At 62.7% G+C, this 13,041-nt stretch carries 10 protein-coding genes and 1 tRNA gene; 7 read left to right on the forward strand and 4 right to left on the reverse strand.

The genetic code is table 11. The features are described from left to right. Nucleotides 1–133 precede the first annotated feature (133 nt). Genes C3942_RS17285 through C3942_RS17295 form a run of 3 tightly spaced genes read left to right on the forward strand, consistent with a single transcriptional unit; the run spans nucleotide 134 to nucleotide 4,339 of the window. Entirely contained in the window at nucleotides 134–1,855 is a 1,722-nt protein-coding gene (locus C3942_RS17285) for an ATP-dependent nuclease (RefSeq protein WP_104231607.1), read from the forward strand. A gap of 4 nt (nucleotides 1,856–1,859) precedes the next feature. After that, complete coding sequence (locus C3942_RS17290; RefSeq protein WP_104231631.1) at nucleotides 1,860–3,287, forward strand: UvrD-helicase domain-containing protein; 1,428 nt, start codon at nucleotides 1,860–1,862, stop codon at nucleotides 3,285–3,287. Continuing rightward, complete coding sequence (locus tag C3942_RS17295; RefSeq protein ID WP_133164339.1) at nucleotides 3,284–4,339, forward strand: DUF4238 domain-containing protein; 1,056 nt, start codon at nucleotides 3,284–3,286, stop codon at nucleotides 4,337–4,339. Before C3942_RS17290 ends, C3942_RS17295 begins: the two co-directional genes overlap by 4 nt. Nucleotides 4,340–4,355: 16 nt before the next feature. Here C3942_RS17295 and C3942_RS17300 read toward each other — a convergent pair whose 3' ends face one another. Both C3942_RS17300 and C3942_RS17305 read right to left on the reverse strand, forming a co-directional pair. Beyond that, on the reverse strand, nucleotides 4,356–5,522 hold the full coding sequence (locus C3942_RS17300) for a hypothetical protein (protein WP_133164340.1): 1,167 nt from the start codon (nucleotides 5,520–5,522) through the stop codon (nucleotides 4,356–4,358). Next, nucleotides 5,519–6,649 carry a site-specific integrase gene (locus C3942_RS17305; protein WP_104231610.1) on the reverse strand — a complete coding sequence of 377 codons (1,131 nt, stop codon included), beginning with the start codon at nucleotides 6,647–6,649 and terminating at the stop codon, nucleotides 5,519–5,521. The genes C3942_RS17300 and C3942_RS17305 overlap by 4 nt, the downstream gene beginning before the upstream one ends. 172 nt (nucleotides 6,650–6,821) lie before the next feature. On the opposite strand from C3942_RS17305, the gene C3942_RS17310 reads away from it, so the two are divergent. The 4 genes from C3942_RS17310 (at nucleotide 6,822) to C3942_RS17325 (ending at nucleotide 10,402) form a co-directional block, all read left to right on the forward strand. Further along, nucleotides 6,822–7,850 (forward strand): DNA-binding protein, encoded by a 1,029-nt coding sequence (locus tag C3942_RS17310; protein ID WP_104231611.1) that lies wholly within the window; start codon nucleotides 6,822–6,824, stop codon nucleotides 7,848–7,850. A gap of 66 nt (nucleotides 7,851–7,916) precedes the next feature. After that, nucleotides 7,917–8,306, forward strand: coding sequence for a YkvA family protein (locus C3942_RS23000; protein ID WP_104231612.1), 390 nt, complete (start codon nucleotides 7,917–7,919; stop codon nucleotides 8,304–8,306). A 667-nt stretch (nucleotides 8,307–8,973) separates the two neighbouring features. Continuing rightward, a complete protein-coding gene (locus C3942_RS17320) occupies nucleotides 8,974–9,783 on the forward strand; it encodes a DNA methyltransferase (RefSeq protein WP_133164341.1) in 810 nt (269 codons plus the stop codon). Nucleotides 9,784–10,317: 534 nt separating this feature from the next. Next, nucleotides 10,318–10,402 (forward strand) — tRNA-Leu (locus tag C3942_RS17325). A 163-nt stretch (nucleotides 10,403–10,565) separates the two neighbouring features. On the opposite strand, the gene dksA is transcribed toward C3942_RS17325, so the two are convergent. Then, nucleotides 10,566–11,408 carry an RNA polymerase-binding protein DksA gene (gene dksA, locus C3942_RS22735; RefSeq protein ID WP_243393648.1) on the reverse strand — a complete coding sequence of 281 codons (843 nt, stop codon included), beginning with the start codon at nucleotides 11,406–11,408 and terminating at the stop codon, nucleotides 10,566–10,568. Nucleotides 11,409–11,550: 142 nt separating this feature from the next. After that, nucleotides 11,551–12,192: a hypothetical protein gene (locus C3942_RS17340; RefSeq protein ID WP_243393649.1), complete on the reverse strand. Its 642-nt coding sequence runs from the start codon at nucleotides 12,190–12,192 to the stop codon at nucleotides 11,551–11,553. Nucleotides 12,193–13,041: the final 849 nt, after the last annotated feature.

The raw sequence follows: 13,041 nt of genomic DNA on the forward strand, positions 1-13,041 counted from the left end.
AGCAAAATTGACCAACAGCACTCGGCCCCGCCGCTGCGCCCCATGACAACCGAATCAGGTTTCCACCAGCCAACAGGAGAGTTCTGTAGATAGTATTCACTGAAAAGGTGCCATCAAAGGCGGGGAAGGGAACTTGGCCAGAATCCGATATGTCCAGATCAGGAACTTCCGCTCGATCAAATCCCTGGACTGGACACCAGGGCCGGGCATCAACTGCCTTATCGGCCCCGGCGATGCCGGCAAGTCGACGGTGCTCGACGCCATTGAAGCCTGCCTCTCACCGCGTCGTGTAATCACCTTCGCGGATACGGACTTTTACGGGCTCGACATCACGCAACCGATCGAAATCACGGTAACCCTCGGCGAGCTGTCCGATGAGCTGAAGGACATCGATCTCTATGGCGACTACCTGCGTGGATTCGATGAAGTGGTCGATGTCGTGGACGAACCCCACAGTAGTCTTGAAACTGTCCTCTCCCTTCAGCTGAAAGTGGACGCTGATCTGGACCCCACTTGGCGGCTTTACTCTGACCGGACCGCCGCGATGGATCCGGTGAGGAATCTTCCCTGGAAAGCCCGACTCGAGTTGAGCCCGATCCGTTTGGGCGGGCATCCCAATTCGAACCTTTCATGGGCTCGTGGCTCCGTGCTCAACAAGCTCTCGGAGGAGCGGGCGGACATGGGCGCGGAACTGGTCAAGGCCGCCCGAGATGCCAGGTCCAGCTTCGGCGAGGCCGCAGCCGCGCAGCTGAAGTCGACGCTGCAGGCTGTGACGGCCACCGCCCAATATTTGGGCATTCCCATCGGGGGGGAGGCGAAGGCGCTGCTGGACGTCCACTCTGTCTCGTTCGCCGAGGGGGCGATTTCGCTACACACGGCTGCGGGGATTCCCCTCCGTAGCCTTGGCACCGGCTCCAATCGGCTGTTGCTGGCCGGCTTGCACCGGACCGCAGCGGCCCGCGCCAGCGTCGTTTTGACGGATGAAGTGGAGTACGGATTGGAGCCCCATCGGCTCACACGCTTGCTGCATTCCCTCGGGTCAAAAGAAGCGCCGCCGCCGCTGCAGGTCTTCATGACGACGCACTCCCCGGTGGTCGTTCGTGAACTGAGCGGAATTCAGCTGCACGTCCTGCGCAATCTCGGTACCCGGCACCGTGCTTTCGAGGTGGGGGATACTGACGATATTCAAAGCACGGTTCGATGTGACCCCGAGGCTTTCCTGGCACATACGGTTTACGTCTGCGAGGGGGCCAGCGAAATCGGCCTCCTCCGAGGACTGGACCTGTACTTCACCTCAAACCATGGAACCTCTCTACTGGCGAGGGGCGCTGCATTCGTAAATGCTGCAGGCGGTAGCCCCGAGTTGTGTCTCAAACGCGCCGCAGCCATTCGGAAGCTGGGCTACACGACAGTGGCCTTCATTGACAACGATAAACCCGCAGCGCCGGCTGACCTCGAAGCCTTCAAGCAGCTAGGAGGCATCGTGGCGACTTGGCCTCCAGGCCTTGCGCTCGAGGACGTGCTGTTCCGGACGTTCCCGGCGCAGACGATCAGCGAAATGATCGATTGGGCAGTGGAGGAAATTGGCCTGGAGCGGGTGAACCAGACGTTGACGAAGGCCGCCGGCGGGAAGCCTACAACCATTGACGAAATCCGCGAGGGCTTCCGGATTCTCGGGGAGTATTCGCCAGATGCTCGCGCGTTGCTGGGGGCTGCGGCCAGGACACGCAAGCAGGGATGGTTCAAGTCCATCAGCAAGATGGAGGCGATCGCCAGGCAGTTCCTCGGCCCGCGCTGGGATACCTCGCCCGTGTTTAAAGCTTTGATTGATCATCTCTGGCAGGCGCCGGGCTGATCGCGTGCTCGCCGCTCAATTGCTCGACGTCCCTCGCGGTAGCATCACCGCACCTGCCGGCTGCGGCAAAACGCAACTGATCGCCGACATGCTGAAGTACCAAGCACCGGGAAAGCCGGCATTGGTGCTGACGCACACCAACGCCGGCAGGGCAGCGCTGGAAATTCGCATCAAAAAGGCTGGCGTCCCTGGCGGCGCCGCACGGGTCTCGACGATTGACAGCTGGGCCATCGGCTTGGCTCGCAAGTTTCCTCGTCGCTGTGGATTGCCACTGCAGGTGGTCAACGTCGAGAACCCCCGGACCGACTACGTCACGATCCGCAATGCCGTTGCCACCATGCTCGCTGCCGGGCACCTCGACGATGCCCTCAAGGCCACTTATTCCCGGCTGCTGGTCGATGAATACCAGGATTGCGGCCTCGAACAGCACGCCATCGTGACCGCGGTGGCGAAGTCACTGAAGACCATCGTCCTCGGAGATCCTCTGCAGGCGATCTTCCGGTTCGGGGGTCCCATCGTCGATTGGATTCAGCATGTTCATACCGCTTTCCCCCCGGTCGCCGAGCTGGACACTCCCTGGCGATGGATCAACGCCGGGACCGAACAGCTGGGCCAATGGCTGCTCTCACTCCGGCCGGCCCTGGTCGCGCGACAGCCCATTGATTTTCGGACAGCGCCGGCGGAAGTGACCTGGGTTCCCCTCAGCGGGGACTCCAACCACATGCACCAGCAGCGCATGGCTGCCGCGCAGACGCGCGCAGACGCCCGCGATGCCTGCGTTTTGGTCATCGGTGAGGCTGCAAATCCCAGAGGTCAACGACTCATCGCGTCCGGAACTCCGGGCGCCGTTACTGTTGAGGCCGTGGACCTGCGGGACCTCACGCAGTTCGGCCGCGACTTCGACCCGGCGGACCAGAACTCGGCCACCACGCTGGTGAAGTTCGCGGCCGACATGATGACGAACCTGTCCCAGGCTGAACTGCTGCGGCGGGTGGGGTCGCACCTCACGGGCAGGGCAAAAACGAAGCCGACGATCCTGGAACAGGCGGTGCTGGACTATGCGGCGGCACCTTCGTTCGGGAGCGCGGCAAGCACCCTGCGCCGCTTGGCGGACGGCCCTCGTGTCCGGATCTTTCGACCCGAGGCATTCCGGCCCTGTGTGGCGGCCATGGATGCGGCCCATCAGGGCAGGTTGTCATTCTACGAGGCGGTGGTTCGTGCCCGTGAACGGAATCGCTTCCTGGGCCGCGCGGTCCGCGGTCGATCGGTGGGCAGCACCCTGCTACTCAAGGGGCTGGAGGCTGACGTCAGCGTGGTTCTGTATCCCGAAGGCATGGATGGCCCCCACCTCTACGTCGCACTCACCCGAGGCGCACGACGTCTGGTCGTGTGCTCCCGATCGCCCGTTATCACGCCGGCCGTCGCCTCATGAGCGACCCAGCCAACGATCGGCAGTTCAAGAGACGGAATCACTTTGTCCCTCGGAGCTATTTGAAGCAATGGGCTGGAGATGACGGTCGGCTCTGGGTCTACCGGCTGTTGGTGCCCCATGAGCGGGTGCCCCTCTGGAAGCCCGCGAGCCCGAAGGCCGTCACCGTCCACGACCACCTTTACACCAAGGTTGTTTCAGGAACCGAGTCCGACGAGATCGAGCGCTGGCTGGACGCCGAGTTCGAGGGTCCCGCCGAACGCGTACTCGATAAAGTTTCCCGAGAGGAACGTCTCACGGCTGACGACTGGCACCGGTTGGTCCGCTTTCTGGCGGCCCAGGACGTGCGAACGCCCGCGCGGCTGATGGAATCGATCAAGCGCTGGCAGGCGCAGCTGCCGGGCATGCTGGAAGACGTGATGCGCGAAGCGGTTGCCAAGATGGAGGCCGCTCAAAAGCAGGGAAAGCGTTTGGAAGTGGAACCGCGCGAGGACAGCGAGCTTCTGGGCGGCAAGCTGACGACCTCGATTGCTGCCGGCGCCGGCATGGGCACGATGCGTTACGAGATGATCGCCGGGCGCAACCTCTGGCTGTTTCATATCAAGCATTTGCTGACACGCACCGCCCAGCATTTGCATCGGCATCGCTGGACGATCCTACGCGCGCCTCCGGGCATGGAGTGGCCGACCAGCGATGATCCGGTGATTCGCCTGAACTTCAACAACTCCGAAAACTACGACTTTGGCGGAGGGTGGGGCAGCAAAGGTTCTGAGATCTTCATGCCGCTCAACCCTCGGCATCTGATGTATACGCACATCGGAGAGCGGCCTCCGGAGAAGTGGTCTGTCGTCCCGGACGATCTGGTGGATTGGTTCCTTCGCTTCATCGTGGAGCATGCTCATCGACATGTTCTGGCTCGCACTCCCGACCACCGGCTACCGGTGATCCGGCCTCGAAAGGTCGATCGCGAGCAGCATCGACATGAAGAAGAGCAGTGGCGTTTATGGCATGAGGAGCAAACTGCGGCGGAGACCCGCCTGCACCCGGGTCGCTGACGGGTTGGCCGGTTGATCAGTCGACCGTCGGCGCAGGGTCCGGTTCTACGAGCAGCTGCGCCGCGTAATCGGCGATGGCCTGTTCGTCGCTCTCGACAAAGCACCCGAACTCCTGAGCCAAGTTGACCTGATTGGAGTTCAGCAGCCGTGCCAGGGGCCCGTCGGTGAAGAAGGCATCGCAGTAGCCCACGGCGGGGGCGGCGTGGGTAAAGTCGTAGATGTCATTTCCCGAGAGCTTCTGTCCACGGTTCCAGCGGACCGCGGCATAGCACTTGGCCTTGATGTAGGGGGTCGGCAGTCGAAGGCCGACCTGCAACGGCGCCGCGGTGATGGCGTTGGCCACGATGCTGAAGCCATGCTGCGCATGCCGCTCCCACTCATCGGGCGTTGGTGCCGCCGTCGAGCCCGAGAAATGCTGATACTGCCGATGCCGCACGTCCGCAATGGTTTCGCGCATCAGATCAACGACGCCCACCATCTCGTCGATCACGGCCTTCTGGAAGGTCCGCAGTTCATGCTCGTGCTCGCGGTTGAGCGCGTTGAGCCGGTCGGCCACGTCTGCCAGGTCATCGACCGGGTCCTCAAGATTCTTGAGGGAGTCCAGCAGCTGTTCGAATGGGATCGTCCAGCCACGGTCGATGAATGCCTTCTGGATAACGCGCTCGGTTTCGGGCGGGAAGGGCGTCTGCTGCGGATAACGCGCCCCCAGCACGAACATCGGACAAGTCCAGGCCAGTTCCTTGAGGGGATGCACCAGAATATCCGGCGTGCCCAAGTGCAGGAAGTGGGCCAGTTCGGTCCGGCAACGCAGTTCCTCGTCCGTGAGCGCCACGCCCTGGCCGAGACGATCGATTAGGCGTGCCGTCGCTTGCCGCGTGCCGAGGTCTTTTTGCTTGAGCACTTCCAGGGCAATGGCATCGCTCAGCGGAAATACCGCGAGGTGCCGGTCGGCCAGGGCGGTGAAGCGCTCCAGCAACTGGGTGTGCACGGGATGGCGCGGCCGCCCCCGTTCGGCGTCCCGCAGATGGAGCCAGAAGCGAACGTCGAGGTAGATCTTGCGCGTGTTCGCCAGTGCCTGGCCCAGGGCCTTCGATCGGCGTTGCAGGTGCAGTTCGGCCGACACCTCCGGATGGGCTCGGTGGAAGCTGAACATATCGGCGTTGGACGGCGACGAGGCGGTCATTCCGGGGTCGCCGTCCCTGGCCGGGGTCTTTGGCCGAGCAGATTGCCGACCGCGTTGGTCGCCAGCTCACCGCTGCGGTAGTAACCCATCACCGTTTGGACCGTCCGGTGCTCGGTCATGGCCATGACATCACCGATCGGGATGTCGTTGCGGCCGGCCTCGGAGACGAAGCCGGACCTCATGCTGTGGCCCGCCCAGTCGCCCTCCAGACCCGCGAGCGTCGCGCGCTTGCGCACGATGTTGGCGACGGACTCTGCGGTCAGGGCAGGGCCCACCCGTGTCTTCCACAGGCGCCGGAAGATGGCCCCCTCGGTTACGGCGCTGGCCTCGAGCCATGCCCTCAGGGCCTCGGCCGCCGGGCCACGGATCGGCTTGTCCGGCTGGGCTTGCGAGCCGTCCTGGTTGGTCTTGGAGCGATGCAGGCGATAGCTGTAGTTGCCGCCATCGGCCTTGGCCAGGCGCTCGACGATGGCGTCGGCCACCTCGGAGCGCCGGCGGCCGCCGCTGGCCCAGGCGAAGAGCAGCAATGCGCGATCCCGGATGCCTTCGAGCGAGTCGTCGCAGGTGGCCAGCATGGCCTCCAGCGGTTCCCGGGTCGCGGCGGTCTTCTTCGTGACGATTTCACCCCGCTTGGAGGCCGCGCGTTTGGCGCTCGACAGCACCTGGCGGACCTGCGGGTCTTCGCAGGGGTTGGGCTGCCGGCGCAGTTGGTGCAGCTTCGACAGCACCGCCAGCCGGTGGACCACGGTGTTCATCTTCAGCGGTCCGGCCTGGCGCTTGAAGTCGCTCCGGACCAGCAACTCGTCGATCGCCGGCGGCAGTTCGCAGACCGGCTGATCGATCGGGCCGCGGGCCAAGTGATCGACCAGGAACTGCAGCACGGTCGGCACGGCGACGGGCAGGGCCAGTGCTTGGCCGTAGCGGGCTTGTGCCCAGGCACACCAGTAACGCAGCGCGCTGCGGTAGCTGCGAACGGTATTCTCGGCCTGGCCCGCAACCAGGATTTCCTCGGCGGCGCGGCGCGCGGCATCGCCGAGTTCCGACGGGGAGATCAGCGCAGCGGGCTCGATGACCGTCGCTGGGGCATTTTTGAGCCTACGTTTACGGGGTGACGGGTTTGCAGCCATGGTGATGTAAAATATACATACTATGTAGTAAATTTAACGAATGACATGCCGTATTCGTGATAAACATCTCTTATCACGAGTACAAAAGCAAGGGTAGGGGTTTGAGAATCGGGAGACCCCAAATGGGAATTTTGACCACAACATCGGCGCCAGCCGCCGGCCAGGACCGTCCGTGCGCGGTGTAACGATCGACGACATCACCCGCGCCGCGGACCAGCTCCTCGCCGACGGCGAACGGCCCACGATTGACGGCATCCGGCGCCTCCTCGGCACCGGCTCGCCCGCGACAGTGAACGCGCTGCTGAAGCAGTATTTCCAGTCGCTGCAGGCGCGCTTGAACCTGCCGGCGCCGATCGCGACGGCGGCCGCCGAGCTCTACGAGCAGGTGCAGGCCACCGCCCGCGAGGAGCTCGAGAAGGAGCGAGCGGCAGCCGAGGGCGAGCTGGCTGCGGGCCGTGAGGCCCTGGCCCAGGAGCGTCGGGACTTCGAAGTCGAGCGCACGGCGTTCCATCAGCGGGTGGCCGACCTGAACGCCGATCTCGAACGTCACCGGGAGCAGCTCAAAGCCACCTCAGCCAAGCTCGCCAGCACCGAGAAAGAACTGGGGAGCCAGACGACCCGCGCGACCACCGCCGAGGCCCAGGCCCGCGCCTCCGAGGCCGAGCGCGAACGCGCCGCCCAGAAGCATGCTGGCGAACTGCAGCGACTACGCGACCAGGCTGAGGGCAACGAGCGTCATCTGCTGGGTCGCATCGACGAACAAAAGGCCCAGTTGCAACGCCTGGTGCAGGACCGGGAGCGTGAAACGGCGGCCGCTGCCAAGCATGCGGCAACTCTTGAAACTTCGGTTTCGGAGGCCGCCAAGCTGAATGCCTCGCTCCGGGCCGAGCTGACGACCACCCAGCGCGACCTCGCCAAGCGCCAGGACGCTGTGGTAGCCGCCGAGAACGCCCTGCAGCGGGCCCAGGAGCAGGCCACCAAGGATCAGGCGCTGCGCCACGCTGAGCTGGATCGGGCGCGCGCCGAGATCGAGCAGTTGACGGCCGCGCTTGAGCAACACAAGCGGGATCGCGATGAAGCCCTCCGGGAAGCAGCGAAGCTCGATGGGAAGCTTTCGGCGCTGCAGGGCCAGTTGGAAGAAGCCAGAGCAGAAATCCGGCGGCTGCAGAAGGCCAAATCCAGTGAGCCGGGCAGCGCTTGATTCTCAACGAGTGGTACGCTGGTCACTCCCAATGTTCGGCGCGCAAACATCAACGAAGTACGGCCAGTGAGAGTTCTGGATTCCCTGAAGGCTCAAGCCAAGCAGCTCAAGCAACAAACCTTGACGGTGTACTTCGCCGCGCGTGATCCCCGCACGCCATTTCATGTCCGTCTAGTGGCTCTGGTTGTGGCGGCATATGCCCTCAGCCCGATCGACCTCATCCCGGATTTCATTCCCGTCCTAGGCTACCTTGATGACCTAGTGTTGATCCCTCTGGGTCTGGCCCTGGTCGTCCGGCTCACTCCCCCAGAAATCCTAGAGTCGGCCCGGGTGCAAGCACGGCAAGCCGCGAGCAGGCCCGTCAGTTATACCGCCGCAACGTGTTTTGTAGCGTTGTGGCTGTTCCTTGCCTGGGTGGCGGCCGATTGGGTGGTCAGTGCTTTTTCCAACGCTTGAACTTCAGTGTGTTGCCTTTGCCGGCCCCTGCGTGAGACACAGGATACCGAGGCAGGAGCGATGCTAGGCCAAGGCCGACTGCGCGGTTCTTGAGACACAAAAGTGGGGTCAAAAGTACAGTATTTGATTGGTCCGGACCCCCAACTTACGATAAGAGCTATTATCATAAGTGTAACAGCGTTTATTGAAAAACATTTTAAAATCAATGCACTATATGCATTGTTCGCCGGTGATTTTGAGGCAAATTGGCAAGAAATCAGTGTTGGCCCGAATTCCGAGGTACGGGTTACATTAAACCGTGGACTAGTTCGGGGCACTGTCCCAAAGCCTGAAGCGTCTGCCGAGTCGGTCAAATATCGGATGTGGCATTGACCGCTGTACGGGCAATAGACTTTTCGACCAGCGATCAAAATTTTGCGGCATAGCCTGCTTTGCCTTGCATCAACAGCCCCAAACCGGATGCCGGACTGCGGATCGTGCCTTTAACCTTCTAGTCCTTGAACTGCTCCTACCGGGTTTCATGCCCTATGATTGTCGCCAGACAATCAGAAGACAAATTCACGTGCCAAAGGGTGGACGTAGAACCGGGGCGGGGCGACCACTAGGCTCGGGGCGATTTGGAGAACCTGCGCGGAGCGTCCGGGTTCCTTTGAGCCTTCTTGGAGAGGTGTCCGAATTGCTGGCGGCCCATAATCGGTCCCGGGCTGATACTGCGGCAAGCAGGATAGCGGCCGTCGATCCAACGCCAGAGCAACTCGTGCTTCCACGACCCGGCCGGGCTTTGGTCCGTGGTCCAATCGGGGCCCTTGAGCTGCTCGCGCAGCTCCATGCCGCCGGCGTGAAGGCACGTGCTGTCGTTCTGGATCCGATGTACAGGAACAAGAATGTGCCAGGACGGGCTGCCTACCTTGCCGAAACGATCCCGCTGATTACTGCGGCGAGTCAGGTCGCCCCTCACATCTTTATCTGGGGATTTCCAGAGTCAGTAGCGAGGCTTGTAGACCATTGGCCTTCGCACTTGAAGCTGGAGGGGTGGCTGACCTGGTTCTTCAAAAATGCTCCGTCACGGTCCAAATCGTGGCGGCCCTCCCAGCAGACCTGTCTGCACCTGCGAAGACGCGACGGAAAGCTGTATCCCGAACACTTCTACTCGGAGAAGCACCGGGCGCTTGCGGCGGCGAATCGCCTCGAATTCAAGATGACCCCCTACAGCGTTTTCCAGGAGGCGCTTCTCTCGGGATTCATCAAACGTTCGGAGCAGACAGGATTTCGGTATCAGAAGCCGGAATCGGTGATTGAACCTTTGCTACGCATGACGACCAAGCCCGGGGATTTGGTGATCGATCCGACGGCGGGCAGCGGCACCACCGGTGCTGCGGCCGTGCGGCTCGGTTGTGCGGCGCTGCTCTCGGATCGCTCGGCGGCGGCGATAAAGCTCTGCCGTGAGCGCCTTGCTGCGCACCTAGACTCCCCATAAATGACCAGTGTGCACAGCCCTCACGAAGGAACGCCTTTCCTTGGACGGCCCCGACGAGCGGGCCGGACCCGGTGCATTTCAAGCCATTCGATCAAGTCGCGCCTGAGCCATACTGGTCGTTTCATCCCCGGAACTTGCACGCTCGGAGGCGTCGGCATTCCGGCTGACCGCCGGTTCCAGAGGGTCTTCAACGTCCAGCCGCAGGTCCGCGCAACCACTTCTGCATCGACCACATCAACGTCATTCGTCATGGCTTGACTCGGTTATCTTACCGAGTCGCGGTATCCGGGTTTCCGGAAAGCACAAGCGGGGGAGCACGCCGTGGCCGGTTTGTTGGCCGGATTGAAGCCATTTTTTGCTACAATGAACAGGTACTAGCGGGTTCTCCCGGGAACAATCGGGAGAGAAAACCTTAAAGTTATCGAAGGCTTGGCGGCATCCGTAAGATTTTGCAGGGCGAAGGCAACCGACTGCAAATCCGCGTACGCCGGTTCAATTCCGACCCTGGCCTCCATTTACCGCACATTTCCCGCAGCCCGTGTGGCGGAATCGGTAGACGCACGAGACTTAAAATCTTGCGCCGCAAGGCGTGCCGGTTCGAGTCCGGCCATGGGCACCAGCGGACCCTCAGTCAGTTCCAGCCAAGCAAGCCTCGGAGCGATCCGGGGCTTTTTCGTTTCCGGATCGCCGGGCCGGGTTCGCGGGCGGCTCAACAGCAGGCTCCAACAAGAAAAGCCCCGGATCGCTCCGGGGCCTTGTCGTTTACAGCGGACGGCCTTGCCTCAGCGATCGCGGAACTGCGCTTCCACGCGCTCATCCTGGCCCTTGACGTCCACGCAGACGGTGGCCGTCGGGCGTGCCAGCAGGCGCGGGATGCCGATGGGATCGCCGGTCTTCTCGCAGTAGCCGTACTCGCGGTTCTCCAGGCGGCGCAGGGCATCGTCGATCTTGCGGAGCAGCAGCGACTCGCGCTCGCGCAGGCGCAGATCGAGCCAATGCTCTTCCTCGGCGGTGGCGCGGTCGGCGGGGTCGGCGAAGACTTCGCGCTGGTGCAGGCGTTCCTTCACGTCCACCTCGCGTTCCAGTACCTCCGCGCGCATCTGCAGCAGGCGGTGGCGGAAGAACTCCAGCTGGGTGTCGTTCATGTAGTCGTCGTCCGACATCGCACGCAACTGATCTTCGGTCGGCAGCCCATCGAAGCTGATCGGCGTCACCGGCTTGCGCGCTGCCGGCTTCTTCGGTGCAGGCGCCGGCGCGGCCGCCTTTTTGGCCGGGGCGGAAGCGGGGGCGGCCTTGCTGCTCTTGTCGGTGCTGGCGGGTTTCATCGAGGACGTAGGAGTGGGGGACTTGGCCACAGCGGGCTTGGCCGCGGTAGCAGCGGGTTTGGTGGGGGCCTTGGCAGGCGCCGCCGGCTTCGCCGGGGCGGCCTTGGCGGCGGGCTTGGCCGCCGGTTTGGCGGCGGCGGGCTTGGCCGGGGCCTTGGCCGCCGGTGCGGGCTTCTTGCTGGTCAGGGCGCCCTTGAGCTTGCTGAGCAGTCCCGGAGCACTCTTGGAGCCGCCGGACTTCGAGGCTGCTGCCTTCGCAGGAGCCGGTTTTGCCGGGCTTTTCGTCGTTTTGGCTTTCATTTGAACCAATCTAATGCCATCTGCCTTGGCGATGCAAAGTCGAACAAAGTCGGGGTTTATACACCCCTGGGGGGGTAGGGTCAATTGGTTCCGAATTCTCCTTCAGCGGGGCATGTGCCATGTCCGCCCGGCCCCTGAGGCCCTATCGGACCGCAGCTGGCATCAACCAGTTCAGCAACAGGTGTGCCGGCAGGTAGAGCAGCAGCGGGAACCCCAGCAGGACCAGCGCCAGCCAAGCTTGCCGCGGCATCCAGGACTGCGGCTTGTCGCTGTCGAACCCGTAGACGTAGTTGATGTTCACCGGTGCCAGGCCGCGGTGGGGTGACGGCGGCGGCATGAGGAAGTAGCAGACCAGGACCAGAAGGCTGGCCAACACGGTCCAGATGGGCAGGGCGCGCGGGTCGTAGCCGGTATGCAGCAGGAGATAGAGCAGCAGCACGGGCAGCCAGCCATGGAACAGCGACAGTCCCCGCAGGAAGCGCGAGCGCCGGGTCTCGAACATGTAGTCCGTCATGCCGCTGATCCGGCGCCCGAAGAGATGCCCCAGGAAGGACAGTAGCCAGAAGAGCTGCGCGATCAGGATGCCCACGGTCGCCACCGACAGCAGCAGCGCATCCTCCGTCCAGATGCCGGCGAGCGTCAGCAGCAGGGCGACATCGCAGAAGTACAGGAGGTTGGTCGGGCCGTACTGGCGAAGGTACACGGGCAGCAGCACCGCCATGAAGGCGCTGTAGGCGAGCTTCACGGCCAGCGGGATGGGTGCCTGCGCCAGGGATTCGATCATCGTTTCTCGTCCGGCTGGGGGCGGCCAGCCATTCGATAGTGCCAGACCGCATGCTTGAATGGGCAGGATTTGCCGGGGGTGGCGCCACGCTGCATCACCTCGGAACGCTGGCCTTTGCTTCTTCGTTTCCCGGAAACACGCCATGCTCCTCCGAGGTCGTTCCGTCCTGCTCGCCTTCGTGCCTCTCTGAGGAGGAGGCGGGCAAGACCTTGGTGGATGTTGACGGCACGCGCAGCTGCGCTGGCCTGGTTGGTCCGGAGTTCCGGTAGATCGACGCAAGCACGCTTGCCGGCCATGTCGCTGCTGGCATGCAAGGCTTGAAATGCGGGAGGCGAAACCAGCGGATGCTTCAGGTACGGCGCGCGGTTTCTTCAAGCCGGACGGAAGGGCCGCGCCGATCTTGGGCTCTCAACGGACAAGCATTGAGCTCGCGGGCTGAAGGGGCTCGTCAGTGAGCACTATCTGTCCACATTCCGCGCAGTTGCTGGGCCTGGGTCGCGATTGCGCCCGGTCGGAGCAAAAAGATGCGGAGTAAAGTCATTTAAAAACAGCGGGTTGAAATTTTCCTGAAAAACCCCTGTTGCAGAGGGCCCGGATTCGCCTATTATTCGCGCCCCGCTGACGGCAACGACGCAAAACGACGAAGCCTCAAAGCACTGATCTTTAAGAACAAATTAGCAAGTAATTTGTGTGGGTGCTCCCGGTGCGTGGCAGAAGCCACAGCAACACAACCGAGAGTATCAACGTAAAGCCAAACGTAAGTTGAGCATAGCGAAGATAGCTCTTACGGCACTGAAGACCCTTTTGGGGTTGAGGTGCCATCCAGTTATACATATTTAATTGGAGAGT

This window comes from Solimonas fluminis (assembly GCF_002930645.1).
GTDB classification, from domain to species: domain Bacteria; phylum Pseudomonadota; class Gammaproteobacteria; order Nevskiales; family Nevskiaceae; genus Solimonas_A; species Solimonas_A fluminis.

Coding starts and splice junctions, on each gene's coding strand:
- C3942_RS17295 (WP_133164339.1), top strand. CDS start 3,284: ATGAGCGACCCAGCCAACGATCGGCAGTTCAAGAGACGGAATCACTTT.
- dksA (WP_243393648.1), bottom strand. CDS start 11,408: ATGAAAGCCAAAACGACGAAAAGCCCGGCAAAACCGGCTCCTGCGAAG.
- C3942_RS17305 (WP_104231610.1), bottom strand. CDS start 6,649: ATGGCTGCAAACCCGTCACCCCGTAAACGTAGGCTCAAAAATGCCCCA.
- C3942_RS17300 (WP_133164340.1), bottom strand. CDS start 5,522: ATGACCGCCTCGTCGCCGTCCAACGCCGATATGTTCAGCTTCCACCGA.
- C3942_RS17340 (WP_243393649.1), bottom strand. CDS start 12,192: ATGATCGAATCCCTGGCGCAGGCACCCATCCCGCTGGCCGTGAAGCTC.